Source organism: Janibacter sp. CoH_79_TC_3, from assembly GCF_058197955.1.
Window position 1 is genome coordinate 194,798 of record NZ_JBXWIV010000001.1, and the last position, 25,210, is coordinate 220,007.

28 protein-coding genes are annotated in these 25,210 nt (G+C 42.8%); 10 read left to right on the forward strand and 18 right to left on the reverse strand.

Annotated elements, in window-relative coordinates; translation table 11 throughout:
- Nucleotides 1–53: 53 nt before the first annotated feature.
- On the reverse strand, nt 54–1,586 hold the full coding sequence (locus AC2FA3_RS00850) for a GGDEF domain-containing protein (RefSeq protein WP_490507887.1): 1,533 nt from the start codon (nt 1,584–1,586) through the stop codon (nt 54–56).
- Nucleotides 1,587–1,786: 200 nt separating this feature from the next.
- On the reverse strand, nt 1,787–2,668 hold the full coding sequence (locus AC2FA3_RS00855; protein ID WP_490507888.1) for a PHP domain-containing protein: 882 nt from the start codon (nt 2,666–2,668) through the stop codon (nt 1,787–1,789).
- A 202-nt stretch (nt 2,669–2,870) separates the two neighbouring features.
- Between AC2FA3_RS00855 and ispZ the strand changes: the two genes are divergently transcribed.
- The 4 genes from ispZ to mnmC2 all read left to right on the forward strand — a co-directional run bounded on the left by ispZ (nt 2,871) and on the right by mnmC2 (nt 6,745).
- Nucleotides 2,871–3,422 (forward strand): septation protein IspZ, encoded by a 552-nt coding sequence (gene ispZ / locus AC2FA3_RS00860; protein WP_490507889.1) that lies wholly within the window; start codon nt 2,871–2,873, stop codon nt 3,420–3,422.
- 235 nt (nt 3,423–3,657) lie between these two features.
- On the forward strand, nt 3,658–3,999 hold the full coding sequence (locus tag AC2FA3_RS00865; protein WP_490507890.1) for a YciI family protein: 342 nt from the start codon (nt 3,658–3,660) through the stop codon (nt 3,997–3,999).
- Nucleotides 3,996–4,544 (forward strand): hypothetical protein, encoded by a 549-nt coding sequence (locus AC2FA3_RS00870; RefSeq protein WP_490507891.1) that lies wholly within the window; start codon nt 3,996–3,998, stop codon nt 4,542–4,544. The genes AC2FA3_RS00865 and AC2FA3_RS00870 overlap by 4 nt, the downstream gene beginning before the upstream one ends.
- 26 nt (nt 4,545–4,570) lie before the next feature.
- The gene (gene mnmC2 / locus AC2FA3_RS00875) at nt 4,571–6,745 is read left to right on the forward strand and encodes a tRNA (5-methylaminomethyl-2-thiouridine)(34)-methyltransferase MnmC2 (RefSeq protein ID WP_490507892.1); all 2,175 of its coding nucleotides are present in this window, start codon (nt 4,571–4,573) and stop codon (nt 6,743–6,745) included.
- A gap of 93 nt (nt 6,746–6,838) precedes the next feature.
- Here the strand turns inward: mnmC2 and yiaA are convergent, their stop codons facing one another.
- Nucleotides 6,839–7,399 carry an inner membrane protein YiaA gene (gene yiaA, locus AC2FA3_RS00880; protein ID WP_201609451.1) on the reverse strand — a complete coding sequence of 187 codons (561 nt, stop codon included), beginning with the start codon at nt 7,397–7,399 and terminating at the stop codon, nt 6,839–6,841.
- 172 nt (nt 7,400–7,571) lie between these two features.
- On the opposite strand from yiaA, the gene AC2FA3_RS00885 reads away from it, so the two are divergent.
- Together AC2FA3_RS00885 and AC2FA3_RS00890 are read left to right on the forward strand one after the other, a co-directional pair.
- On the forward strand, nt 7,572–8,189 hold the full coding sequence (locus AC2FA3_RS00885) for a hypothetical protein (protein WP_490507893.1): 618 nt from the start codon (nt 7,572–7,574) through the stop codon (nt 8,187–8,189).
- A gap of 39 nt (nt 8,190–8,228) precedes the next feature.
- Complete coding sequence (locus AC2FA3_RS00890; RefSeq protein WP_490507894.1) at nt 8,229–8,846, forward strand: hypothetical protein; 618 nt, start codon at nt 8,229–8,231, stop codon at nt 8,844–8,846.
- Nucleotides 8,847–8,954: 108 nt separating this feature from the next.
- On the opposite strand, the gene AC2FA3_RS00895 is transcribed toward AC2FA3_RS00890, so the two are convergent.
- The 7 genes from AC2FA3_RS00895 to ffh form a co-directional block, all read right to left on the reverse strand.
- Nucleotides 8,955–9,632, reverse strand: a complete 678-nt coding sequence (locus tag AC2FA3_RS00895; protein WP_490507895.1) for a DUF4112 domain-containing protein — start codon at nt 9,630–9,632, stop codon at nt 8,955–8,957.
- Nucleotides 9,625–10,542: a 4-hydroxybenzoate octaprenyltransferase gene (gene ubiA / locus AC2FA3_RS00900; protein WP_490507896.1), complete on the reverse strand. Its 918-nt coding sequence runs from the start codon at nt 10,540–10,542 to the stop codon at nt 9,625–9,627. Before ubiA ends, AC2FA3_RS00895 begins: the two co-directional genes overlap by 8 nt.
- A 92-nt stretch (nt 10,543–10,634) precedes the next feature.
- Nucleotides 10,635–10,877, reverse strand: a complete 243-nt coding sequence (locus tag AC2FA3_RS00905) for a hypothetical protein (protein WP_490507897.1) — start codon at nt 10,875–10,877, stop codon at nt 10,635–10,637.
- Between the two features lie 121 nt (nt 10,878–10,998).
- The gene (locus AC2FA3_RS00910) at nt 10,999–11,886 is read right to left on the reverse strand and encodes a class I SAM-dependent methyltransferase (protein ID WP_490507898.1); all 888 of its coding nucleotides are present in this window, start codon (nt 11,884–11,886) and stop codon (nt 10,999–11,001) included.
- 48 nt (nt 11,887–11,934) lie between these two features.
- Nucleotides 11,935–12,777 (reverse strand): undecaprenyl-diphosphate phosphatase, encoded by an 843-nt coding sequence (locus tag AC2FA3_RS00915; RefSeq protein ID WP_490507899.1) that lies wholly within the window; start codon nt 12,775–12,777, stop codon nt 11,935–11,937.
- Between the two features lie 126 nt (nt 12,778–12,903).
- Nucleotides 12,904–13,602, reverse strand: coding sequence for a tRNA (adenosine(37)-N6)-threonylcarbamoyltransferase complex dimerization subunit type 1 TsaB (gene tsaB / locus AC2FA3_RS00920; RefSeq protein ID WP_490508103.1), 699 nt, complete (start codon nt 13,600–13,602; stop codon nt 12,904–12,906).
- 204 nt (nt 13,603–13,806) lie between these two features.
- The gene (gene ffh / locus AC2FA3_RS00925; RefSeq protein ID WP_490507900.1) at nt 13,807–15,351 is read right to left on the reverse strand and encodes a signal recognition particle protein; all 1,545 of its coding nucleotides are present in this window, start codon (nt 15,349–15,351) and stop codon (nt 13,807–13,809) included.
- Nucleotides 15,352–15,637: 286 nt separating this feature from the next.
- Here ffh and AC2FA3_RS00930 point away from each other — a divergent pair, with 286 nt between their 5' ends.
- A complete protein-coding gene (locus tag AC2FA3_RS00930) occupies nt 15,638–16,429 on the forward strand; it encodes a cytochrome C assembly family protein (protein ID WP_490507901.1) in 792 nt (263 codons plus the stop codon).
- 125 nt (nt 16,430–16,554) lie between these two features.
- Here AC2FA3_RS00930 and purU read toward each other — a convergent pair whose 3' ends face one another.
- On the reverse strand, nt 16,555–17,484 hold the full coding sequence (gene purU / locus AC2FA3_RS00935; RefSeq protein WP_490507902.1) for a formyltetrahydrofolate deformylase: 930 nt from the start codon (nt 17,482–17,484) through the stop codon (nt 16,555–16,557).
- Between the two features lie 217 nt (nt 17,485–17,701).
- Between purU and AC2FA3_RS00940 the strand changes: the two genes are divergently transcribed.
- From AC2FA3_RS00940 to rpmG, 3 genes are all read left to right on the forward strand, one after another.
- Nucleotides 17,702–18,592: a hypothetical protein gene (locus AC2FA3_RS00940; protein WP_490507903.1), complete on the forward strand. Its 891-nt coding sequence runs from the start codon at nt 17,702–17,704 to the stop codon at nt 18,590–18,592.
- A gap of 327 nt (nt 18,593–18,919) precedes the next feature.
- The gene (gene rpmB, locus AC2FA3_RS00945) at nt 18,920–19,156 is read left to right on the forward strand and encodes a 50S ribosomal protein L28 (protein ID WP_010201401.1); all 237 of its coding nucleotides are present in this window, start codon (nt 18,920–18,922) and stop codon (nt 19,154–19,156) included.
- A gap of 134 nt (nt 19,157–19,290) precedes the next feature.
- On the forward strand, nt 19,291–19,446 hold the full coding sequence (rpmG, locus tag AC2FA3_RS00950) for a 50S ribosomal protein L33 (RefSeq protein WP_010201403.1): 156 nt from the start codon (nt 19,291–19,293) through the stop codon (nt 19,444–19,446).
- 138 nt (nt 19,447–19,584) lie between these two features.
- Here the strand turns inward: rpmG and AC2FA3_RS00955 are convergent, their stop codons facing one another.
- From AC2FA3_RS00955 to AC2FA3_RS00985, 7 genes are all read right to left on the reverse strand, one after another.
- On the reverse strand, nt 19,585–19,896 hold the full coding sequence (locus tag AC2FA3_RS00955) for a hypothetical protein (RefSeq protein WP_201563278.1): 312 nt from the start codon (nt 19,894–19,896) through the stop codon (nt 19,585–19,587).
- Nucleotides 19,897–20,093: 197 nt separating this feature from the next.
- The gene (locus AC2FA3_RS00960; RefSeq protein WP_490507904.1) at nt 20,094–20,405 is read right to left on the reverse strand and encodes a hypothetical protein; all 312 of its coding nucleotides are present in this window, start codon (nt 20,403–20,405) and stop codon (nt 20,094–20,096) included.
- A gap of 138 nt (nt 20,406–20,543) precedes the next feature.
- The gene (locus AC2FA3_RS00965; RefSeq protein ID WP_490507905.1) at nt 20,544–20,903 is read right to left on the reverse strand and encodes a hypothetical protein; all 360 of its coding nucleotides are present in this window, start codon (nt 20,901–20,903) and stop codon (nt 20,544–20,546) included.
- Nucleotides 20,904–20,977: 74 nt separating this feature from the next.
- Complete coding sequence (gene rpe, locus AC2FA3_RS00970) at nt 20,978–21,667, reverse strand: ribulose-phosphate 3-epimerase (protein WP_201544665.1); 690 nt, start codon at nt 21,665–21,667, stop codon at nt 20,978–20,980.
- A 145-nt stretch (nt 21,668–21,812) separates the two neighbouring features.
- Nucleotides 21,813–22,256, reverse strand: coding sequence for a TIGR03643 family protein (locus AC2FA3_RS00975; RefSeq protein WP_490507906.1), 444 nt, complete (start codon nt 22,254–22,256; stop codon nt 21,813–21,815).
- Between the two features lie 112 nt (nt 22,257–22,368).
- A complete protein-coding gene (gene fghA, locus AC2FA3_RS00980) occupies nt 22,369–23,259 on the reverse strand; it encodes an S-formylglutathione hydrolase (protein ID WP_490507907.1) in 891 nt (296 codons plus the stop codon).
- A gap of 180 nt (nt 23,260–23,439) precedes the next feature.
- A complete protein-coding gene (locus AC2FA3_RS00985) occupies nt 23,440–24,900 on the reverse strand; it encodes a C13 family peptidase (protein WP_490507908.1) in 1,461 nt (486 codons plus the stop codon).
- Nucleotides 24,901–25,210: the final 310 nt, after the last annotated feature.

Genomic DNA, 25,210 nt, shown 5'->3' on the forward strand with positions numbered 1-25,210 from the left:
ATCATTAGAAGCAATAATTTGGTGATTCAGAGAAGAAACTAAATATCAAATAACTAGCTAGTCGCGTAAAGGACGGCAATCTTGTCCTTTTCTGCTGCTAGCATATGATTGGCACTGACCACTTGATTGCGGCCACGGTCTTTTGCCTCATATAAGGCTTTATCCGCAATACAAATCAAGCGCTGACAAATATCGCTGGGCAGTTGTGCTTGCAGTATTTCTCTAGCAGCGCGTTTTCTTCTATGGGAAATTCTTTTTTGCGCATGCGTTTTTGCTGCGCCTGCTTGGTTGCTGCTTGAAGTATGCGCACTATTGCCTTGTTTACGGTTTTTATGCGGCTTTGTAAGCGGTGGCGTACCTTCTTCTAGCGCCAATGCCTTGTATTCACTTTGGATGCGAGCACGCTCATCATGTGTCAGGGTATAAACCCCTAAGCTGGCGGTAATATAAAAATCAGAACCCTCATCGCTCTTGATGACATTTTGGGCGATATCTTGGCGTAGCTGCTTAGCAATAGCCATCGCACCCTCATGCGTGGTATCTGGCAGCACGATTAAAAACTCTTCACCGCCATAGCGACTGACAATCGCCTCTTCTGATAAAGATTTCAGTAGCGTCTGGGCAACTTCAGACAAGACTTGGTCGCCGACATCGTGACCATAATTGTCATTGATATTTTTAAACCAATCTAAATCCAGCAAAATGACACTGAAATCTTGCTTATCTCCCATCGCCAGTAGCGCTTGCTGCATTTGCGTCAAACCGTAGCGCCGGCTTTTTAGCTGGGTCAATTCATCTTGATTGGCATATTGCATGATTTCAGCTTTGCTGTTATCCAATATTAACAGCAGCGTGCGAAACATATAGATGATAAAAATCGCTTTTGGGAGCGCCATATAAATATGGGTGGTGCGCCAAAAAAATGCAGAAGAAAAACGCAGTTGATTAAAGTTGTCCCAGCTCAGCGTTCCATTTTGAAAAATAGAGGCAGAAATGGTATTTTCGATTGCCACCGTTTCGCTAAAGGTAAGATAACTATAAGTATCCAATGGAAAAGAGGTAATCGTCATTTGGCGCAGATTGGGTATCGTAAAACCAAAATAAGGAATTAAGGTGACCAAAAATATCAAGGCGATATGCCCTAAAAAGGCTTTCCATACGTAGCGCCGCCGTATCAGCATCATGCCTAACATCGCGCCGCCAACCAACGAAACCCCAGCAACCAGACTACTGTGACCCATGACTAAAATCACCACGGCAATATACAGGCTATAAAGCGTGACCATTATCGCCTGCCATTTATACAACGAGCCCGTATCTTCTCTAATGGGTGATGCACGGCTGACCATCCAAAAAAAGAACAGCAGCATCAGCGTCACGCCAATCCACAAGGGGTACAGTAGCGCCATATCTACGTAGGAGCCATAAATATCTTGGCGCCACCAAACAAACAAGCACCATAGCCAATGTGACGTGACTTCTATTAAAACAAACAGCGCCAGCAGCGATGCTCTATCAGCGGCTTGCCACTCGAAAATCACTCGCGAGAGTTTTCTGTAGCCTAGATGAGATATCGATACAGCCATAATGGGCTACCGCAGATAGTGAAAGTTATTGAGATAAACCAAGTATAAAACTAAGATCTTTGACTTATATTAGACTTAAACTGACGCATTTAGTGTGGCAATTTTTCCTTTAATTATCAATCTCTTTAATTAATTTACTCATCAATATCTGACTTTTATTTTACCTTACTTATTATTCTTAAAATATAGACTATTTTGGACTAAGCCAATGCCGCAAACGACTGCCAAACGCCTTGTTGCTCAGGGTTAAGATTTGGCACATCACCCAAGCGTCGCCACGGCATATTACTGCCATGAAAGTCGCTGCCGATAGAGGCAGCAAGCTGGTGTTCAGCAATACTACGATCGACCATTCTACGGGTGCTAACCGGTTCGCTATTTGACGGCAATTCACAAGCATCACCGCCAAGCTGCGCAAACTCTTCAATCAGTTTACGTACACGGGTGGCTGAAAGCTGATAGCGAGTTGGGTGCGCCAATACCGCCTTGCCGCCGCAAGCGTGAATCAGCTCGATACCGTGTTGCATCGTTAATGCTTCAATCGCCACATAAGCTGGCTTATTATCCGCCAGATATTTATCAAAAGCTTTTTGCACGGTTTTCACTGCGCCGCGCTCAAACAACACTTGACCAATATGCGCACGCCCTACCGCTTGTGGGTTACCGCCAGCTTTAGCGAGCACCGCTTGCCATAACTCGTCGTAATCAATAGTCAATAATTCGCTGAGTTTTTCAGTGATACGTTGACCACGTGTGGCACGGCTGTCTTGTAATTGTTGCAAAGTAGCGTGCATTTTATCAAAGTCAGTAAAATCCAGTCCAAGCACATGGATGATTTTATTGGTAGATTTATTTTTACCATAGCCACCGCTAAGCGTATGCTCGCAGCTAATCTCAACCCCATTGATTAATTGCATATCGCAGGCCTCAGCCGCCACGCGCGCCTCATCAATACCCATCAAGGTATCATGATCCGTTAGCGCCAGTACATTAATGCCAGCATTATGCGCGCGCTGTACTACCTCAGTGGGCGCATAGGTACCATCAGAGCACGTGCTATGGCAATGTAAGTCGATTTTCATAAAACTGGCCTTAAGGTGTTGAATGTGTTGTTCATTTAAATATGCTATCGATATGAACTATATCATCAGTAAAACGAGTTAAAAATGGCGAAGATATGGGCTATCGATGTCATATCGGACGATTATCAGGTTGATTGCTTTTTTTTGCAGCAGTAGACGTGTAAACTACCCCATACGTTTTTTGTTGGACATCCTATTTGCTATGAAAGCCTTATTAGACTTCATTCCGTTGATCGCTTTTTTTATTGCCGCGCGCTACAGTGGCATTTTAGCAGCGGCAGGCGCCTTGCTCGTTGCCACTATTATTATTTATGCCATCCATTTTGTGCGTCAAAAAGGCAAATTTGATAAGCAGCAGTGGGTCGTTTTATTATTAACCATCATCTTTTGCGGTGGGACATTGCTATTGCGTGACGACATCTACTTGCGTTGGAAATCACCTATTATCAACGGTATCTTTGCCTTAACGTTATTGGTCAGTGCGGCCATTAATAAGCCACTGATGCAACTGGCTATGAAAGAAGTATTTTCACTCACGCTGAGTGGCTGGAAAAAACTGACCGTCGCTTGGGCACTGTTTTTTGCCATGATGGGCGTCCTACATTATATCACGGCATTCACCATGTCTGATGAAGCTTGGATTAACTTCAAAACCTACGGCTGGATTCCGATTATGTTGGTATTCGTGGTCGCCCAATTTGCGCTGTTAAAAAATCACCTCAATCCAGCGTTAACTGACAAAACTAACAAATAAAAGCTGTTGAATAAGAGCACCTAAATACAGAACCAGCAACCAAGAAGCTATCAAGCCGTTTTTATTATAAGATAATAAAAACGGCTTCTATTGCTAAATACTCATCGTGACAATTTTTAATCATAGAAGCTGTTTTAATTATAAAAGCTGATTAAAAGTATCATGAGATATATTGCCATTATTTTTTATTATTATTTGTAGCGCTTTATTCATACTATTTAATTGAGGAAGACCCATGTCCTTATTTGCCATAATTGGTCACGATGTTGCAGGTAGCAGCGCCCAACGTCAGGTGACGCGCGCCGAACACGTTACCCGATTACAAGTATTACAAAGCGAGCAGCGACTCGTCATCGCAGGTCCAACGCCCATTGAACACGGTAAAAGCGAGATGTCAGGTAGCCTGATTATTGCTGACTTCGACTCCCTCGATGCCGCGCAAGCATGGGCAAGCGCTGAGCCTTATTTGCGTGATGGCGTTTATAGCCATGTAGATATCAAGCCGTTTATACAGACATTGCCTGCACCTACTAACAGCGCAGCAGATAAGCCAGCCAATAAGGTAGCAGCATCGTGATTAAGCAGTTATTATTAAATAGTGCTGTTTCTAATCATGTCGCTTATCATGGTATTGCGCTTGCTTTTGGTCGCATCGCTAATCTTAGTGTTGCGAGCTTATTGTTGCTTGCTAGTCTATCGGTACAAGCAGCGCCAACTGTGACCAATGCTGACCCTGCAGCAGGAACAGCTACGCTGACGCCTAATGCTGTATTAGCGCCCAATAATGTTACTCAAATAACGCCACCAAATACTGCTTCAAATACCGTAGCAACTACAGCGCCGAACCCAACTGCCATTGCTAAGCCTGCGACCAATATTAGCGACACTTTAGCGGCGCAGCTACAACCGTCTAATAAAGCGCTTTCTGCGGCCAATCAAGAATTGCTTAGCCGTAATGCCCAGCTTCAACGTCAAGTCAATGACTTACAGACGCAAGTGAACGTTTTGGTGTATGAGAGCAAAGGTCAATTGTTTTTATATGGCGCATTTACGGTGTTAATGAGCTTATTGGTCGGGATTTTTATTTCGTGGTTGGTGTTTGTTCGCCGTGAACGCTGGTAGTAAATCCTCTATAAATGTGATGCTTTATGTCCAAATTTGTGTCTAAACCTGAGTCTAAATCAGCTATATCTAAGCCTACCTCTCCCGCAATGCGCAAGCCTCATAAAGCCAGCAAACCCCCTAAAAAACCTGCGCCGCCAAACGTGATTACCCCTGCTAATATTGCATGGCAAAACGATGATGCTGGCAATCAAGTGCCAGTATCAGGTGAGTTTGGCGATGTCTATTTCTCACACGCTGATGGCTTAGCAGAATCCCGCCATGTGTTCTTAGCTCATAATCAACTACCAGAACGACTAGCGAACCTTGCAGACAAACAATGCTTTACTGTTGCTGAATTGGGCTTTGGTACGGGCTTAAATTTTTTAGCGACATGGCAGCTTTGGCGACAGCTTCGTGCGCAGCAGCCGCATTTAACAAGTGCACGCTTGCACTTTATCACCACTGAAAAATATCCCATTCCGCTCAACGACTTAACGCAGATACTCAGCTTATGGGCACAGCGCGCGCCCGAACTTGCCGAATTGATTGAAGAGTTTTTAGCAAACTACCCACCGTTAATTGCTGGCTGTCATCGACTAATTTTTATTGAAGATAGTATTACGCTTGATATTTGGTTGGGCGATGCAGGCGATAGTTTGGCAGGTTTAGATGCTTTAGATACCTCAAATATTTTAGATAATGATTCGGCTATTAAACGCCCTTACGTTGATGCTTGGTTTCTAGATGGTTTCGCACCTTCTTGTAATGAGACTTTGTGGGCGGAGTCGATATTTACTCAGATGCAGCGCTTATCTCATACTGGCACGACTGCCGCCACTTATAGCTGTGCCAGTATCGTCAAACGTGGGTTACAAACTCATGGCTTTATCATTAAAAAGGTAAAAGGCTTTGGACGCAAGCGTGAAATGCTGACCGCAGTCATGGCTGGCAATTCTGATTCCTTACCTGATTCTTTAGCACTAAATGACAATACCTCCGTTTTGCCGAACCCACCTAACCATATTCCTAGCCACACAGTAGTGATTGGCGCAGGCGTTGCCGGACTGCTCACGGCTTGGACGCTAGCCAATCGCGGTATGGCAGTGACGATGGTAGATAAGGTCGCGCCACTTGCTGGCGCCTCTGGTAATCCGCGCGCCCTACTCGCGCCAAACATGACGCCCATTCACCACGTTTATGAGCACTTGCATACTATCGGCTATCTGTATAGCGGCAGACTATATCGTTATTTTAATCAGCAAGCAGTTCTTCAACAAACGCCACTAATACTCGAACAGACGGGCACGTTAGACTTGCTAATCAAAACAAATATCGGCCCTGCGCAGATTGCCGCTTATCCCAATGAAATGGCCACCACGATTACTCCTAAAGAAGCGCGGCGGTTAAGCGGCTTAAAAACTAAAGACTTAGCAGACAATTTATATTTGCCACAATCTGGTCTGGTCAATCCACAGGCGCTAAAAAAGGTCATCCTTGCGCATCCGAATATCACTTATCAGCAGCTTAGCGTTACTAATATCAAAGAAACTGCAGATAAAGTTACGGTGATTGGCGAGAAAGAAAGTAACATTGATAATAATAGTCAAAGCTCTATTACTATCTGCGCTGACAATATCGTTATTTGCGCCGCGTATGAGAGCCATCAATTAGACAAACGTATCGTTGAGTGCCGTACTATTCGCGGGCAATTATCTTGGTTTACGCCTACTGACGAGCAAGTAGCTGGTCTACCTAAATTACCGCTTAAATATAGTGGTTATTGCGCGCCCTTTATCGGGCAAAGTGGTGATGCTGAGGTAAATATAATCGCCGAGGGTCAGCAGCAGTTTTTACTGGGTGCGAGCTTTGTAGATGCTGACGCCAGTACTGATATCCGTCGTGAAGAAAATCAGCAGAATTATGACAAATTGCTGGAGGATATGCCGGAATTAAGCAATGTCTTGCCAGATGATACCAGCGCATGGCAAGCGCGCGCCGGTGTGCGCACGCAAACGATTGATTATCATCCATTGGTCGGACGACTTGCGCAAAGCCGTCGCATTTGGACGCTCTCTGCGATGGGGGCAAAAGGTTATGCATTAGCACCGATATGCGCTGAAGCATTAGCAGATATGATGTTAGGCTGCTTTACACCTTTATCCGCTGTTACCTTAGCGCGGCTGTCACCCAATCGGGCGCGGTTGCATAAAGTAGGCTGATTTATTAACTAAGTTATTTATTAGCTGAGTCATTTATTTGATATAGCTTAAAATAAGCTATATCAAATAACCGTTATAGATACAGTAAAAATATTATTCACTATCGCTCTGATCACGACTATCTATTCTTGATTTAACAGAACCAAACAAGGATTTTCCTGAGTCTGATTTTTGATTCGATATTCTGGCGGTACTATCATCACTAAGACTTGTCGGCGAAATTAATGCACGTATTTGCGCTTCGTCTCGGGTGTTTTTTTGAATCGTGACAGCAGCAAATAAACTCATGGTAAACGCCATCATATAAAACCCTTTCTCACTCAAGCTTAAACCAGTGGCGTTCATCAACCCAATAGCAATAAGTGCAATGGAAACCGCCAGCGCCGCCCAGCTTATTAGATAATATAGATTGGTGGTAGGAATACCTTCTGCACGGTCACGCAGGGTTTTTTGTAGGCTGATTGCTGAATACAATCCCAGTGCTAAAATGGCGAAGTAGTAGCCCTTTTCGTTAAGTAGCATACTTTGTGCATTCCATAACCCCATTAGATAGGCCAAAACCCCGACCAGCATCACTGCCCAAGAAGTACCTACATAAGCCGTGGTTGGCTTATATGCCGCTAGCTGACTTTTTGTAATTGTGTCATTATCCATTATCGTCCTTAATTACTTATCCATTATTATTAATTGTTTTATCGCAGCACTTACCAACTAGTGTTCTACCTTGGGATAAAATAGCACAAGTATGTTATGTTGTGATACACAAATATGCACAGAAAAATGCGTGCTTTTTTATATTTATAGCTTTTTATGACAGAGTATTGATATGTCTTTTTTTACGCTACTTATTTTACTCAGCCTTATCATTATTGTACCTATCTTTTTTGTCATGAAAGAGAAATCTCGTCGGCTGCAAATTGACTCAACCCATAGGCACAAGCAATATTTAGCATCAGCCAGTAGCGCCTTGTCTAAAAATGAACAAGCATTGCCGCAAAGTGACAAAACGGATGGACTGGCTATTATTAAATTTACCGCGCAGCATCCGTTTATCAAATACCTTTACGCTGAACAAGTTCCTGAAGCATTCCGAGCCATTATGGACGATATCGGTCAACAGTATGAGCGCATGCACCATGTTCAAATCACTGAATCACAGCTATTTACCCTCAATAAACTTATAGAGATACGCATACCCGAGCTGATTCATGATTACCTCAGCCTCGATCCACATTATGCCACTACTGTTATTATTGACCGCGATAAATCTGTCACCAGTTATAGCATGGTGTTAGAGCAGTTGAACTCTATTTTGGACTTTGCACAAAAGCTAAATATCCAAAGCCAAAGTGGCGTCGTTGATAAGCTGCTTGCCAGTCGTCGCTATTTAGATGATGTCTACCAAGAAAGCGCAACCAGTAACGATTTATTAAAATTAAAGTAAAAACTAGCCAATACCTTAATCAATGGATAGCTGTCTATTATGAAAACCGATATTTCTAACTTAGTAAAATCAAAACCATTCTTTAAAACAATTTCTATTGCTCTTTTAAGCCTGTCACTACTGAGTGCTTGCCAAAAGACGCCAGAACCTGAGACCGTTAATGAGAATTCTGCTGACACAACCACCCAAACGACGCCAGTAAGCTCGAATATTAATGCACAGAAAGTTGCTGATGAAGATACTGCTAAGTCTGCTGTTAATACAGAAGCAGATATGAGCTTAAGTGAATTGGAAAATGAGCTTGGCGCAGCGGATACTTCAGGAAATAGTGCTGCGATAGCGCCCAATCCAGAACAAGCCATCAAAGGCGCACAAATCACCGATGTCAACTATCGCAGCGCCAGCGGTAAAACGTTATTTGTCATTTTTGAGACCTCAGAAAAAGGCGTGCTTAACGCTATCGTCACCCTGCCCAATAAACCAAAAATGACTTTGAGTGCGCCAGAGGGTCAAGGCAATAACCCTACTTATCGCTCAAACGATGGCAATATTCAGCTGGTCAGCCATGGCGGCGGTAGTAGCATTGACCTTATTCAAAATAATAAAACAACGAGCTTTGAGGCCATTAGTGTAGAAGCAGAAGTCATCACCGAATAATGTTATCAATAAAAACTTGGCTTAGAATCTGTTAAAATGTAATAAATTCAGCAATAAGAAAGGCGGCAAATATTTAATATTTGCCGCCTTTCTTGCTTTGGTTTGCCTTTAGCCAAAGCCAGTGGTCTTGCTAAATAGACTGACCAACCAGCTTATCATCGCCCATAAGCCCCAACCGATAACCACAATAACGATTAATCCTAATAGATCAGGAATGTGCAAATATAGCCAAGCAACGAAAGGATTACGCCAAAAGAACGCAAAGCGGCTTTGTTGTTGCTTATCTTCCAATGATTGATGCAAAAATGGCCGATCCATATGCATGGTTTCGGTAATGCCGTACTCATCGTGTAAATGTTCATGTACGATACTCAATGTCTTACGACTGGGACGAATAAAGATATCAAGTACTGTACCAATCCCAGGTACGATACCAACCACCATATCAATCAGCGCCAATCTAACCGCAGGCATCATTTTATGCGCAGGCACGCCCAACTGCCGACCTAATACAAAAGCATAGCTTGTCAAAGCCAGTCCCGCCAAATCTCCTGCCAGCGGAATGGTCGAGAGCGCCGCATCGGCACCCATGCCTTGTTTGGTAAACGGCACCCGTACGAGCGAATCCATGGTATTGGCAAACTTTGCCAATTTACGCTCGGTCGCAATAACTTGCTCGCGTGTTAACCCATGCTCAGCCAGCTTTGCCTGATAATCGATGACTGGCGCATTAATATCCGCACTCCTTTTCACTTTTGACTTTGAGAGCTTCTTGAAGTTATCCATTAAAAGTCGTCCATAGACAAGCGATTGCGATAAGAGCAAAGACGTAACGCCCTACCCATATATTGGCTAAAAACGCCTGAAAACAGGCCATTGCTTGACGACTGGCACAAGCGCTATTTTGCTTAGCAAACATCATCGCCACTAACGCCAAACCAAATACGGGTATCACACCTACACTGGTTGGCGCAAAGTAATGCCACATGACCGCACCCATAATAAGTAAAAATACGGTTTGTAGCAGTGAGATAATAATCACGTCATAGCGACCAAATAATATCGCCGTTGATTTGACCCCAATCTTTAAATCGTCCTCACGGTCAGCCATGGCATACTGGGTATCATAAGCCACTGTCCAACACATATAAGCAATAAACAACAGCCAACACCAGATATCAGGTGCGCCTTGTATAGCGACATACGCCATTGGTATCGCCCAACCAAAAGCTGCCGCTAAAAACACTTGCGGCAAATGGGTAAAACGTTTCATGAATGGATAAATAAACGCTAATATAACGGCACCAAGCGACCAGTAGAAGACTGCAATAGGCAAAAAGAACAGCAAACTGGCACTAAGTAATACCAATACCAAAAAAGCAGCAATGGCTTCTTTAGCAGATAGACGCCCATCTGCTAATGGACGGCCTTTGGTACGGCTGACATGACCATCAACCTTACGATCAGCAAAGTCATTGATCGCACAGCCCGCCGCCCGCATAAAAATTGCGCCCAACGCAAATATCAGCAATATCTTGAGACTTGGCAGACCCGCACTTGCCCCTTGCTGCTGCGCCTGGCTCATCGCTGCCAGCATCACACCCCACAGTGTTGGCCATAGTAATAACTCTATACCTACCGGCTTATCAAAGCGCGTCAGTTGCAGGTAGGCTTGTAGTTTTTCGTTAAATGTCATGGTATTTTAATTATCATTGATAGAATATTTTGAATATGTGTTTACCTGCTTTTTCGGCAGCTATTAGATTGATTGGTTGATAAATGGACTAGCTACTGGATTTGTTGCCACAATTTATTGGCCTCAATGAGCGACAGCTCAGGATATTGTTTGCGCAAAGCTTTAATCGCAGGAACTTTATCTTTTTGCGCTGCTTGTTGACGCAAAAAAGCCAATTGCTCTTGCGGATTGCCGAGTTCTTTTAAACGCGCTTCTAGTCTTAATATCCGCGTACGTAAGATAATATTGATTAATAATAAACCTGCACCCATCATCCATATTATTAGCGTTGACATTCCCTGCTCCTAAATTCAACAAATCCAAACTTGGCAAACATAAAATTTTTAACTGTGCATTCTAAGCTTAATCACTAAATACATTGCTTATTATAAAAAACACCTATTAGAATAACAGCCATCAAACAAAATAACCGTCAAAGCGTACTGCTTCGTTATGCCAGCTCTCACTTGTTGGTTGATGAGCAAGTTGCGGCGCAAGTTGTGGACGCTTGACGATCACGCGGCCAGACGTTTGGGCATTTTGACTGACAACTGCTTGCGCAGATTGCAGCAGCTGCATTTCTTCTTCTGGCGTTGGTGGACATGCTAACTGGTGCAATGCTTGCATATGCTTACCCACTTTAGCGCCTTTACCCGTCTTGCTATCTTGGTAGCTATCCTCTGGAAACATAGGGTCGAGATATACCACATCGATTGCTTTAGGGTCATCTATCGCCTCAGCTTGTAGCATTGCAAAGTAACTGAGCGCATCGGTATTAATAATCTGCAAACGTGACATCAGCTTTTGCCAATTGGGCAGTGCACTCATACGCTGCTGTTCTGCTAGCAATAGCAATGCCATCAAAGGTTGCTGCTCAAGCATAATGACCTGTGCGCCAGTACTAGCCAATATCAAACTATCATGCCCAAAGCCTGCGGTCGCATCAATGACTGTACTATCCGATGCAATTTTAGCAGCTTGTAATAATAACTCAGACTTACGCCCTGCACTCACCACCCGGCGTTGTAGCTTATCCCATTCTGGTGCAACGCTTAACCCATCACTCAGCCATGAAAGCTTATTTTTTTCATCCAACAGCAAGATAGATTGAGTGGCTGTATGGCTTAATTGCTGGCGACGTTTTTGACTGAGCTTTTCGGTAAACAACTCAGGATTTAACATAATGGGCAGTTGATGGGCAGCTATCAGTGCTTGCAGGTTTTCAACCTGTGCGTCCTGTAACTCACTCACGTAGACAAGTTGGCAATGCGTAAAGCTACTAGATACTGGTTGCAAACTGCTCATGACTGCTCTCTCTTTGATGACTCACAAAGCCATAAACCATAATGATAGTTAGCCTGCCATTTGATAGCCAAAACCCCAAGCGGCAATTAGTACCAACACACCAGTGATAATACGTAGCCATGCAAAGATTTTAAAGTCACGACGGCTGACCCAAGCAACCAATAAGCGAATACAAAGCAAGGCGACAATAAATGAAACCACAGTGCCAATACCGAGCACTAACCAGTCTTCGCTACTGGTCAAGACATCATGATGCTTGAGTAAATCTAATAACGCCGCGCCTACGATAACTGGAATACCCAAAAAGAAAGAGAACTCCGCAGAAGCCTTGCGTGAAACGCCAAGCCATAGTGCGCCAATAATAGTCGCGCCGGAGCGTGAAGTCCCTGGTATCAAGGCTAGACATTGCATCAAACCAATCATCAATGCCGTTTTTAGAGTGACGTCTTCTGCTTCTTGCGCAATAATCGTTTTAGGGCGATTCTCGACATAGAAGATCATTAGCCCACCGATAATCAGCATAATTGCCACAACGATAGGGTTAAATAAATACGCCTTAATTTCATCAGCGAAGGTAAAGCCAACAATCATCACCGGAATGGTCGCGACAATTAAGCTTAAACCTAACTGTCTTGGGTTGCTCATTCCTTCTGCTTTACCGGTCAGTAAGCCCATCAGTGCTTGCCATAGTCGACCCCAGTAGTCATAAATGACCGCCAAGATAGCGCCAAACTGTACCACCACGACAAACAAATCAACTTTTTCTTTGGTCCAAAAGCCCATCAAATCAGCTGATAATATTAAGTAGCCAGTGCTAGAGATGGGTAAAAATTCAGTGATACCTTCAACGATACCCATGATGACCGCTTGGATTAATAACAGTATATCCACAGTTGCTTCCCTAAAAAACAGCGCTATTGCCTGCCCTATATGATCGTTGCTTTTATAATCGTTTGTGCCTACTTGATGCTAGATACTTAGTCGTTAAAAACAACTTTTAACTTCATAAAGCTTCAACTACGCTTTACCTTGCTCTTTGAGCGTTTTCCATGCTTGATTGCGCAAGTATCTTGGTAAGGCATTGGCGGCATCGGTACCGCCAGATTTTATGAATTGTGCGATACCCAGTTGTCCGATTACTACCGCATCCGGCCAAACATCCTCATGGCATACTTGTCCGTCATGTGCTTTTAATAACACCGCGCCATTACCGACGATAGGCAGATTAAGCGTTGTTTGGCTGTCATAATCAAGCAGTTGCTCGGTGCTATCGCTATCAGTAGCCAATACAGGCTGCATGATAGAATTGTCTGCTGGCTCACCTATGATTGAGTATTGTCCAAAATATACCTGCTGCATACGCGCATCAAGCGCACTATAAACTTGCGTCAAGCCGTACTTTTTATACGCACATTGGGCAATCGCTTGCAGGCTTGAGACACCCACACAAGGAATATCATGTGCGACAGATAGCGCTTGCACCACTGCCGTATTGATTCGTATACCACTAAATGCGCCAGGACCGCGGTTGAATATCAATGCTTGTATGTCCGCAAGACGAACTTTAGCCTCAGACAATGCGGCATCAATCATCGGCAGGATTTGCTGGGTCTGCTGGCGTTTACCCGTCTCAGTATGACTCGACAGCACCTGACCATTGGCATCTAAAATCGCGATCGAACACTGATCAAACACGGTATCCATTGCTAAAAACATCACAACCTCGGCTTATTCGCTTGGCATTATAAAACAGCGCCTATCATAGCATTTAGGATAAGCAAATTTTATTAATTTCTAAATTTTCATACTTATTCCATCAGAATTCATTTAAGCATGACAGACATAAAAAACCCCAAAGCTATTTTAGCCTTGGGGCTTTCATTAAGAAGTAAATACTATAGCAATCTAAGCATCTATCAATTAAAAGCGTGTTTTAAACTTCTTTGGCGCTTGATTTTGTAGCTCTTGCATCTGCTTTTGCATCTCTTCAGTGCTTGGCATGCTATTTGGATCGAGTCCCATTTGCTTTGCCATTTGCTGTGGATTCACATCTTTGGCACCGCCTTGCTGACCACCGCCGAATAAAGGACCGCCGCCACCTGCTCCAGCGCCGCCACCCATCAATCCTTGCATCGACTTCATCATTTTACTGATGCCTTCAGGCTTAGAAATCATTTTCATCATTTTTGCCATTTGCTTATGCTGTTTGAGCAAACGGTTGACGTCTTGAATCTCACGCCCAGAACCGGCAGCAATACGGCGCTTACGGCTTGGGTTAATTTTTTCAGGATTTTTGCGCTCAAATGGCGTCATTGAATTAATCAATGCTTCCATCTCACGTACTTTTTCTTCTGGCTTGGCTTCTTCGACCGCTTTTTGCATATCAGAGCCGCCCATACCTGGCATCTTATCTAAGAAGCCTGCCATGCCGCCCATACTTTTCATTTGCTGGAACTGGGTCAATAGATCTTCAAGGTCGAACTCGCCGCCCTTTTGCATCTTTTTCGCCATCTTTTCGGCTTTATCACGGTCGATTTTTTGCTCAACTTCTTCAACCAAGCTCAGTACATCACCCATTCCAAGGATACGTTGGGCGATACGTTCAGGATGGAACAGCTCTAACGCGTCTAGTTTTTCGCCGCGACCCAAGAATTTAATCGGTTTACCTGTGATAGCGCGTACAGAAAGCGCCGCACCGCCTCGAGCATCACCGTCGGTTTTAGTTAAAATTACACCCGTTAATGGCAGCGCATCGTTAAAGGCTTTGGCAGTATTTGCCGCATCCTGACCGGTCATCGCATCAACGACAAACAAGGTCTCAGAAGGATTGACCGCAGCGGTTAACGCTTTGATTTCATCCATCATGGTTTCATCAATAGCCAAACGACCCGCTGTATCAATAATCAAAATATCTTGATACTGGATTTTAGCTTCTTCGATAGCACGTAGCGCAATATCAATTGGGTTTTCGTCGCTACTTGAGTTAACGAACTTGGCATTTACTTGCCCAGCGACTTGCTCGAGCTGGGCAATTGCTGCTGGACGATAGACGTCAGCAGATACCAGCATGACTTTTTTCTTATGGCGCTCTTGTAAAAACTTTGCCAATTTACCAGCCGTGGTGGTTTTACCGGCGCCTTGCAAACCTGCTAGTAGATAAACAACAGGCGGTTTACCAGTCATCTCAAGTTGCTGGTTGGCGCTGCCCATCATTTCGGTCAGCTCGTCATGGACGATTTTGACGAATGCCTGTCCTGGCGCCAATTCTTTCAGCACCTCAGCACCAAGTGCTTGCTCTTTTACCCGCTTCACAAAATCGCGAGTAACTGGCAATGCCACATCGGCTTCTAACAGCGCCATGCGCACTTCGCGTAAAGTGTCTTTAATATTATCTTCGGTCAGTTGCCCTGTACCTGCGATATTGCGTAGGCTCGACGATAAGCGTTCTGTTAAGGTATCAAACATAAATAACTCTCAGTTAAAATAATTCTTGATTAAACTTAGCTCTGTCTCATATTGAAACTTAGCTCTTAATAGAGATGGGCTTCGCGAGTTAAAGAGCGGATAAATAATATTAGGGTATGCGATGGCAGGTATTCAAGCTCAATTGCCAAGCATTTATCAGGAATACATAAGATGGTGCTCAATTGATTGCCATTTTATGATAAATTGGGTAATTATTCTAATAATACCACTTTAGCATTAAATTAAGCGCGTATTTTACGCGCATTATGAGATGAGGTTTTTTATCTTGCAACTTGCATTTTTAGTCGCTGGCATGGTTTATATTTTGGTCAGCATCTACATTGGTTGGGCGCTGATTCAGGATAGACCTATCCACAAAGGCGTGAGCCTAGGTTTGTTAGTCATCGGTATGCTGGCACATGCGGCGCTGCTCTATCCGCATGTGGTTACCCTTTACGGGCTAAATTTCAATCTGTTTAACATCATTAGCCTGATCAGTTTATTTTTCTTGTTTTTCTACGTTATCTTTAGTTTGTACCGTCCTATCGTCAGTCTTGGTATTTTAGCCGCACCGACGGCGTTGATAGGGATGATTATCGGTTATATTGGCCGCGCCCCTTACCGTCCCATTATGGATATCAGTGTTGGGCTTGAAGCGCATATACTGCTATCGCTTGCCGCCTATTGTGTGCTGCTGATGGCAGCGGTACAAGCGCTATTTTTACGCCTACAAATACGAGAGCTGAAGCATCAATCGATTCATCGCTTTTGGGTCAATAAGCTGCCGTCTTTGCAAAGCATGGAAAGTTTATTATTCGATATGCTACTGGTCGGCTTTGTCTTACTCAGTATCGCGCTAGGGATTGGTTTTGTTTATGTAGAAGACTTGATGGCGCAGCACCTTGCCCATAAAACCGTCTTTAGCGTCCTATCTTGGCTACTATTTGGCACGCTATTACTAGGCAACTGGCGTGCTGGTTGGCGTGGTAAACGCGCTGCCAACATGACCATTTATGCGTTTATTTTATTGGCGATTGGCTTTGTCGGTAGTAAGTTTGTGTTAGAGATGCTGTTATAAGACCAATTTTGCAGCAGCAAATGGTAAAAAAAGGCCGCGAGTATTAAATGACAATACTCGCGGCCTTTTTTATTAAATATTTTTTATATGCTTTTTTCTCAATGTAAAATCGCTGTAATAAAAAGCTAATTAAAAACCACGGTTTTATTACCCGCCACAATAACGCGGTTTTGTACGTGCCAATTCACCGCGCGTGCCAAGACATTACGCTCGATATCACGGCCGATAGCACGTAATTCGGTCACGCCCTGACGATGAGTGACACGATGCACGTCTTGCTCAATGATAGGCCCTTGATCTAGCTCGGCTGTAACATAGTGCGCGGTCGCACCAATGAGCTTGACGCCTTTATCATAAGCCTGACGATAAGGGTCGGCACCGACAAATGCGGGCAAAAATGAATGGTGAATATTGATAATTTGCATCGGCCAACGCTTAACAAAATCAGACGATAATATCTGCATATAACGCGCCAATACCAGCAAATCATTGCCTGCCATCAACGTATGAATCTGATCTTCCGCCTCTGCTTTATTATCCTTAGTGACTGGAACATAATGGAAGGTAATACCAAAGTTTTCTACCGCTTGGCGCAAATCTTCATGGTTACTGACGACAGACGTAATCTCACAATCGAGCAAGCCGCGCTGATGCCGCCATAATAAATCTAATAAGGCATGATCGAACTTTGATACTAAGATGCCAATCTTGGTTTTAATCGCATTGTTATGTAAGCGCCAAGCCATATTATGGCGTTTGGCCACTGTATGCCCAAAGCTGGCTTCAAAATTATCCATAATCTCGCTCAAGCCTGCTAAAGCAAACTCCAAACGCATAAAGTATTGGCCACCTTCATGAGCGGTTGAATACTGATCGAGCGTAATAATATTGCCGCCATAACGATGAATAAACTCGGATACGGCTTGTACGATACCGGCTTGATCGCGGCATTTAATCAATAGCGTCGCGGTATCAATAGCCACCGCAACTGGTGTGTTTTGAGAAATTTTGCTCGACTTTATGCTTACTGTAGCAGTCGTGGTATTGTCTGACATAATGCGCCCAATTAAAAATGAAACGTGCTGCTTATTTTGAATATGATTAGCAGCATAGGAAACCGACTATTCTAATCGCTTTTGCAAAACTTTGCTGATTGAGTTGGTTGTATTTGGTTATTGGGATTATTATATGAAAAGAAACTTAGTAGTTGCTTACTAGTAAGTTAGTGTTTACTCTTCTATTGTTTTGAATATATAACCTGAAGGAAATAGAATGAAAAAAATAGCGATTTTATCTTTAATGAGCCTAAGTCTTTTCGGTTGCGGTAGTGATGAAGCTAAACCAGGAGTATCACCTAGTTTACCTCCAACATCAAACCCTTCTACACAACCTAATAATCCATCTGAACCTAATAATCCATCTGAACCTAATAATCCATCTGAACCTAATAATCCATCTGAACCTAATAATCCATCTGAAGAAGTTTATGATTTGGTATCAGGTATTTATACAGGCGTCACTGGTCAAGGTGAAATTGCAGAAGGATTAGTGGATGATAACAAGAGACTGTGGGTTATTTATTCTGACAACCCAACCCTTTACCCTGATGGTGATGTTTTAGGATTTATTAATAGCAACACATTTTTAACAGGTAACAATGGTGAATTTAGTGTAAGCGGAAAAAATTACTCATATGAAAATAGACGTGCTCTCGATACCACTATCACTGGAAATTATAAACAATCTAAAGTTCTGAGCGGAAAAGTTTTTGGATTGCCTGTAAACTCTACAACATATGAACTAAAATATGATGAGGTACTTTCTAATCGAAAACAAACCTTAGTGAGTATTACTAATAAGACATTCACTGGTATCGCATACATCACTGGTGATGACGAGGCAGGTAGCTTAGATATCAAGCTTAGCACCAATGGTAACTTTACGGGTAAAGATATATATGGTTGTACAATGAAGGGTAAATTCACACTATCATCTAAATCAAATAGATATTTCGATAGTACTGTTACATTTGGTGAATATCCTTGCTATGCTCCGAACGAAACCTTAAAGGGCGTAGCTTTGCTAGATAAAGATGGCGAGTTAGTTGTGATAGGTACAGACGATAGTAGAAGTAAGGGTGTTTTTTTTAGTAGTGCTGAATAATTTTTCTTACAACTAAAAAATGAATCTTTACTATTAAATAATCAATCACATAGCCCGCTCATTTCAGGTATAATAGCTCGCGTTGAAGCAGACATTCATCATAAAAATATTTGAGTATTCATTACTTTTATGGTATAAATGTCGGCTTTAAAATTTTCTGAATTGGTTAGCCTGTTATTTGCCTTTAGATGACAGTCATATCAACTCAACCTTCATATAGTTTTGTTTGGTGCAAAGCTGCCGCTTGCTGTGTCCATGCCGCAAATACGTGCAACTTGCCCAGACTGGTATGAGAAAAACTCATACCTCATAGATTAGGAGTTCGCCATGTCTAGAGTTTGCCAAGTGACTGGAAAGCGCCCTATGGTGGGTAATAATGTTTCGCACGCAAACAACAAAACCCGTCGTCGCTTTCTACCAAACCTTCATAACCATCGTTTTTGGGTAGAGTCTGAAAATCGTTTTGTACGTCTACGTGTGTCTACCAAAGGTATGCGCACCATTGACAAACTTGGTATCGATAAAGTGTTAGCAGATATGCGCGCACAAGGTCAAAAAGTATAAGTGACGACTGCTAGCTTAAGGACATCGATTATCTTTGTTACTTAAGCTGCTATTCTGCTACATTCATTGTAGCCACTTAATTTTTTAGATCCGTACCCATCGTTTGAAGACCCCTCATTTACAGGAAAGCTATCATGAGAGATAAAATTAAGTTAGTATCGACCGCTGGTACTGGGTATTACTATACCACTACCAAAAACAAGCGCACTATGCCTGGCAAAATGGAAATCAAAAAGTTTGATCCAAAAGTACGCCAGCATGTGATCTTTAAAGAAGCGAAAATCAAATAATTGCTATTTTTATGGAATGTATTTTTTATACATACGTTTTATAAACAAATTATTTGAACAAAAAAAGGGTTTATCAAATGATAAACCCTTTTTTATTGCCAATTTTTTTACCATTTATTTGCTTTAACCAGCGATTAACTAACTATAATGCGTCGGCTCTTTATCATACACATGCGCATGCCACTGGCTCATCTGCTTTTGCATGATGACTTGAATCGCGGCATGAATCATATGCTGACCAATCGCTTGCGTATCGCTACCAAGTATTTCTTTAAGCTTTTCAGAAAAATCAATGGTCATGAGTGGCGCTTCATCTTGTTCAGCATCACGTAATAGTAAGCGACCATCATCTGCTTCTACCAACTCAAGCGTGGTTTCTTTGGCAAATCCTGCAAACTGATCGCTATTGTCGCTATCTACTTCTATGTCATTATCAATATCGTATGGCATTCATTTTTTCCTTATTATCCCGTTTTATATCTGTAAAAATGCGGTCATGTTATTCATTAAAGCGCTCGTCTTACAGTCATGCGGGCAAAACTATCTTAGTCATACAATGGACGCTTTACGCCTACAATTCAAGGGCTGGCGTCCAAGTCTTTTGCATAAATGCACTTTATCCGTGCTTATTCGCCAAAAACTGATATTTAACGCCAATAACGCAGTTTTGCCAAGGTAAATAAGAAAGCGACAAACATACCAAGATAATAGGTCAACTTAAGCTCAAGCGTAGGATCACGATATTTAAACGGTAAGGCAACGGTGGCAGTGGCCGTCGGTATTATTATCAGCATAAGTAGCCAATTTTCAAAGACGTGCAGCCAACCTTGCAATCCCGTACCATGACGCAGGTAGGATAACCCTAATAGCAAACAGGTGATAATTAAGCTGGTAAATAAGCCATTTGGTAAGTCTTTTGGATAAATAATGTTGGCAATCTTGGTCGGCATGATTCGCATGTAAAATTCCAGTCACGCTAGCAACGTATGACTTAATAATTGAGAAGCGTGTAAAAAAAGCTTATAAAAAACATTGTCAGGTTATATCTATTAAGTGACTTTATTAAGTAACCCTATCTTTGCTACTAAAAAATCCAACTAACTATAAGTGCCCATCAGCCATAGCATCGATATACAAGACGTTAAATAGCCCAAGCTAATGGCATTCCAAGCTTCTATATGCGTGCCTTTAACCTTGTTAAATATGCGTGAACCTATCCAAAACAGCAGCGGGATACCGAGCATAAATGCGGGTACTATCACTGCCGCGTGGCGTAACACTTCACCAGTATCATCGCCTACCATCAGACGAAAGCCATAGCCTGCCAGACTGAGTACTAAGGCAAAAGCCGCCATGCCAATGGTAATACCTCTGGGGACTAAGCTAGCTTGCTGCGACTCAGTCTCTTTCATAGGTTGATGCGGTACTGCTGCGTTAACGGGCTTTTGCGTATCCATATTTCACCTTTGCATGACTTTTCATTGACTATCATTATAACTTTATCATTCATATGTATGGCTATAGATAGAGATTAATAGCCATTTGCCAAGGCCAACTCTGCACGCATGGCATCGATAGCCACTTTATAATCTTCCTGGTTAAAGATAGCGGAACCGGCGACAAACATATCAGCGCCCGCTTCAGCAATCGCACGGATATTACTGGCTTTAATGCCGCCATCTACTTCTAGTCTAATATCGCGACCACTGGTAATGATACGCTGACGGACTTGGCGGACTTTATCTAACGTGCCTTCAATAAATGACTGACCACCATAACCAGGGTTTACGCTCATCAGTAAGATTTGATCAACCTTGTCCATCACATAATCTAAATAATGTAGCGGCGTTGCGGGGTTTAATACCAAGCCACATTCTGCGCCGCCATCTTTAATCAGTTGCAAAGAGCGGTCAATATGCACGCTGGCTTCTGGATGGAAGGTGATGATGCTGGCACCCGCTTCTAAAAACTGCTCAATCATGCTATCAACTGGTGACACCATCAGATGCACATCGATGGGCGCCTCAATACCATAGTCACGCAGCGCCTGACATATCATGCTACCAAAAGTCAGATTGGGCACATAATGGTTGTCCATTACGTCAAAATGGATGACATCCGCACCCGATTCTAATACCCGCTCTACTTCTTCACCCAGTCTGGCAAAATCAGCAGATAAAATAGAAGGAGCGATTAGATACGGTTTAGAGGGGCTAATCATAATTGAGCTACCTAATTGAAGTTGGTATAAAAGTTTAATAAAAAAGGTTTTTAATGAATGTTATAAGCAGTTAAGTAGCAGTTAAATAACTGATGTTAAAGCATTTGCTGTTAATAACTGGCTATTAAGTAATAAATTCAAATCACTAGCGCGGCTTATACTGGGTTTTACAATAAGCACGACCAACGTCAAACGGACGTTTTGCCAAATGCTTAGTGGCACGATTGGTAACACGTTGACGCCATAAGCGAAAAGACGATGGTTTTAGCTCTTGACGCATCAGCTTAATGACTGCCGTCTCATCCAGACCGTAGCTATGCTCTATCGCCTCAAACGGCGTTCTGTCTTCCCACGCCATCTCTATCACCCGTGATAGTTGCACCGCATCGAGTTCCTTAGCAGCAGTTACAGAGTTTGATTTCACGTTACGGGCATCTGAATTTAGATTACTTTTTTGCGCAATACTGTCTTGCTGCTTATTTTTGACAGCAGCAGCCATGTCCGCTTGCATAGCCAAAAGCGATGATTGAGCTGTTTTTGGTGTATGAGTTGTACCTGCATTTGCCGATGCTTTCAGACTGTTTATCATAAATCTTACCTTTAAAGATACTTAGCATATATACAATCAAGCTCTATTTTATACCAATAAATGCGCTTGGTTAAATAATCAGCGTAACCGTCTGTCAACTTATATAACGGGCTTAGCTCATTTGCGCCATGCGCCAGTGATGTTCAATATGGTCGTTAATGACGGTTTGAATAAAGTAATAGCTGTGGTCATGACCTGCCTGATAACGTAATGTCAGCGGCTGTTGCGCCTTTTCACAAGCTTCTTGTAGTTTAGCCGTTTGCAACTGCCCTTCTATTAAGAAATTATCAGCCGCGCCTTGGTCGACCAAAATACTGGCATATTGCTGACCGACTTCTATAATCATCTGTGAGGCATCGGCTTGCGCCCATAATGACTTATCATCACCAAAGTATTCTGTATAAGCGGCTTGCCCCCACGTTGACTCACTGGCGGCGCAAACAGGTGCTAAGGCGGAGACACTGACAAACTTACTTGGGAACTTAAAGCCCAACAGTAATGCGCCATGACCGCCCATCGAATGGCCAGTGATACCAATACTATCAATTGGAAACTCAGAGCGCAGTAAATCGTATAATTCATCAACGATATAGCTTTGCATATTAAAGTGTTCTGTCCACGGTGCCTGCGTGGCATCAATATAGTAGCTTGCGCCCTGCCCGACAAAATAACGCTCATCATTTGCTACATCGTGACCGTCACTGCTTCTAGGAGAAGTATCAGGGGCAATAAATATCATGCCAAGCTCGCTACATTTCTGTTGGAAATGGGCTTTATGGGTGACGTTATCAGCATTACAGGTCAACCCTGAGAGATACAAAACTGCCGGACAGCGGCGACCAGCAAGCGCTTCATCGGGCAGATAAATACTAAAGGTCATTGGCGTTTTGGTCGACGCCGATTGATGACTATAGTAATGTTGCTCTCCATCAAAGCAGCGATTGACGCTGATCTGCTCGATTTTTGAGTTGGTAGATAAACTGTGTTTATAAGAATTATTCATAAGTAATATCCTTGTTATCCAAGATAAAATAAGCGTTGAGCGCGAATCAGCAGTTAATAACAAATCATTAATAAGACAAGCGTACCATTTTAAACGTTTCAAAAGCCCTCAGCTTTTAGAAACTAGAAACTAGAAACTAGAAACTACGAGCTAAGCAATTAAGAATTGAGTAATCAGTGCTTAATCAATAAGAGCAGGAGCAATATTCACGGGCATATTTGGATTAATATCAGCGTTAGAACTATTATTCACGTTAGCAAATGACGGTCGTGCTTTATCAAACAACACTTGCTCAAATGCTGGCAAGGCCGTTTCCATCAAGCTACCAATCACCATTTGAGGCTCTGATGGCTCAAAGCCCATCGCAATCTCGCGCTCATTGACACGTAAACGCGCATCTTTAAAGGCGGCTTCAAAGCTGGTATTGCCACGTAAGCTTTCAGCAAAAAATGCTTGGCCAAAATAGGTCATCTCAGCGCTATTGGTACAACCAAATGACATCTTGTCAGCGGCAGAAGCGGTAATTATTACCGTCGTTGGAGATGCCAATTCATCGATGAAAGAGCCCGAATAACAAGCTGATACGACGATGACCCGCCAGCGAATACCAGAAGCGTCTAACGCCTCACGTAACCATGCAGCATCCAAATTATCCATCGCTAATGGCGGATTCGCTAGTTGAATGATATTTTCATCACCGTGTGAAGACAATGTGAGGAATAAAACGTCTTCATCGGCATTCATCTGCTGACCAATTTTTTTTAAGCCGCGCAATATACTGGTCTTAGTCGCGATTGGCTCCTCTAACCAACTATAGGTGTTATTAACCAATGATAGGGAGTGTCCGCTGGTGCCAAAACGCACATCAAATAGCTCACGTACTTTATTAATCTCAGAGCGAAAGACATTTTGCTCTGAGAATCCTGCCACACCCATAAAATACCAGTCGGTCTTGCCTAGAGTACTCGCATCGATACTATTCAAAGCTTGCTGCAGCAATCTTGGCTGCTCGTATAACGCCCCTTCTTCTAATACCGGCTCAACAGGGATTTGCTTAAATATTGGTTGATCCGCGACATTGCGCTGCCAAATGGTTAATAATGCCACTGCCCCTATTATGACAATAATGCGCTCCCACCAAGGAACCCGCAAGCGCCGAGAGAAAATCCATAATAGTGCCAAGGTTTGCCATAAAAACAGCACCAAGAACAATATAGGCAAAAGTGAATAGCTCCAGTCGGGCAACCAACCATAACTACCAAAAAACTGTACAAGGCTTTGCAGCAGCGCCGATAAGGTATCGGCAACCAACCATAGAATAACAGGCACAAAGACCAGACCTTGATTACCCGCACGGCGTGCCAAAATGATGCCGCCCAATAGAATAATCATCGGCCAAATTAAGTAGCTGACCAATCCTTGCTCATTAAAGACGCTGCCATTTTCTGCTGCCAGCCACGAAAAAAGCACATTACTACCCAGTGCCAATAGCGCAAATACTGCAAATTGGATAAAGGTGGGTTTTACCCAAGAAAACGCCCGTGTTGACCCTACTAACATCCATAAGGTTGCAATAATGTTGGCAGCGAAATTGAGCGAGAAGCGCTGAAGCGAAACAGTTTTTAACGACGCAAGTGACAAAGACTTAGACCTCTAGCCAGTCGAGAGAAATAACGCCAATCAATAATAAAATATTTTGCTGCCAGTACTTTTTAATATGTGTTCTTTGAAAAGAAAAACGATAAATACATATTTTTATAAGGCGTATCGGTAGCAATTCTAGAATTAATTAACGATAAAATAGGGTTGAGAAGCAAGAAACCTAACTTAATAGTTTAGCCCGCTAATCTATCGCGATTGTAACGGATTGTCGCCCAAGAGCATAAGGCTGATTTGTAAAATTCACTTAAAAAACACCCTAAATACTGATTAAAAATTTATTAAAAAAAAG

Coding starts and splice junctions, on each gene's coding strand:
- AC2FA3_RS00850 (WP_490507887.1), bottom strand. CDS start 1,586: ATGGCTGTATCGATATCTCATCTAGGCTACAGAAAACTCTCGCGAGTG.
- AC2FA3_RS00855 (WP_490507888.1), bottom strand. CDS start 2,668: ATGAAAATCGACTTACATTGCCATAGCACGTGCTCTGATGGTACCTAT.
- ispZ (WP_490507889.1), top strand. CDS start 2,871: ATGAAAGCCTTATTAGACTTCATTCCGTTGATCGCTTTTTTTATTGCC.
- AC2FA3_RS00865 (WP_490507890.1), top strand. CDS start 3,658: ATGTCCTTATTTGCCATAATTGGTCACGATGTTGCAGGTAGCAGCGCC.
- mnmC2 (WP_490507892.1), top strand. CDS start 4,571: ATGTCCAAATTTGTGTCTAAACCTGAGTCTAAATCAGCTATATCTAAG.
- yiaA (WP_201609451.1), bottom strand. CDS start 7,399: ATGGATAATGACACAATTACAAAAAGTCAGCTAGCGGCATATAAGCCA.
- AC2FA3_RS00885 (WP_490507893.1), top strand. CDS start 7,572: ATGTCTTTTTTTACGCTACTTATTTTACTCAGCCTTATCATTATTGTA.
- AC2FA3_RS00890 (WP_490507894.1), top strand. CDS start 8,229: ATGAAAACCGATATTTCTAACTTAGTAAAATCAAAACCATTCTTTAAA.
- AC2FA3_RS00895 (WP_490507895.1), bottom strand. CDS start 9,632: ATGGATAACTTCAAGAAGCTCTCAAAGTCAAAAGTGAAAAGGAGTGCG.
- ubiA (WP_490507896.1), bottom strand. CDS start 10,542: ATGACATTTAACGAAAAACTACAAGCCTACCTGCAACTGACGCGCTTT.
- AC2FA3_RS00905 (WP_490507897.1), bottom strand. CDS start 10,877: ATGTCAACGCTAATAATATGGATGATGGGTGCAGGTTTATTATTAATC.
- AC2FA3_RS00910 (WP_490507898.1), bottom strand. CDS start 11,886: ATGAGCAGTTTGCAACCAGTATCTAGTAGCTTTACGCATTGCCAACTT.
- tsaB (WP_490508103.1), bottom strand. CDS start 13,602: ATGTTTTTAGCAATGGATACCGTGTTTGATCAGTGTTCGATCGCGATT.
- ffh (WP_490507900.1), bottom strand. CDS start 15,351: ATGTTTGATACCTTAACAGAACGCTTATCGTCGAGCCTACGCAATATC.
- purU (WP_490507902.1), bottom strand. CDS start 17,484: ATGTCAGACAATACCACGACTGCTACAGTAAGCATAAAGTCGAGCAAA.
- AC2FA3_RS00940 (WP_490507903.1), top strand. CDS start 17,702: ATGAAAAAAATAGCGATTTTATCTTTAATGAGCCTAAGTCTTTTCGGT.
- rpmB (WP_010201401.1), top strand. CDS start 18,920: ATGTCTAGAGTTTGCCAAGTGACTGGAAAGCGCCCTATGGTGGGTAAT.
- rpmG (WP_010201403.1), top strand. CDS start 19,291: ATGAGAGATAAAATTAAGTTAGTATCGACCGCTGGTACTGGGTATTAC.
- AC2FA3_RS00955 (WP_201563278.1), bottom strand. CDS start 19,896: ATGCCATACGATATTGATAATGACATAGAAGTAGATAGCGACAATAGC.
- AC2FA3_RS00960 (WP_490507904.1), bottom strand. CDS start 20,405: ATGCGAATCATGCCGACCAAGATTGCCAACATTATTTATCCAAAAGAC.
- AC2FA3_RS00965 (WP_490507905.1), bottom strand. CDS start 20,903: ATGGATACGCAAAAGCCCGTTAACGCAGCAGTACCGCATCAACCTATG.
- rpe (WP_201544665.1), bottom strand. CDS start 21,667: ATGATTAGCCCCTCTAAACCGTATCTAATCGCTCCTTCTATTTTATCT.
- AC2FA3_RS00975 (WP_490507906.1), bottom strand. CDS start 22,256: ATGATAAACAGTCTGAAAGCATCGGCAAATGCAGGTACAACTCATACA.
- fghA (WP_490507907.1), bottom strand. CDS start 23,259: ATGAATAATTCTTATAAACACAGTTTATCTACCAACTCAAAAATCGAG.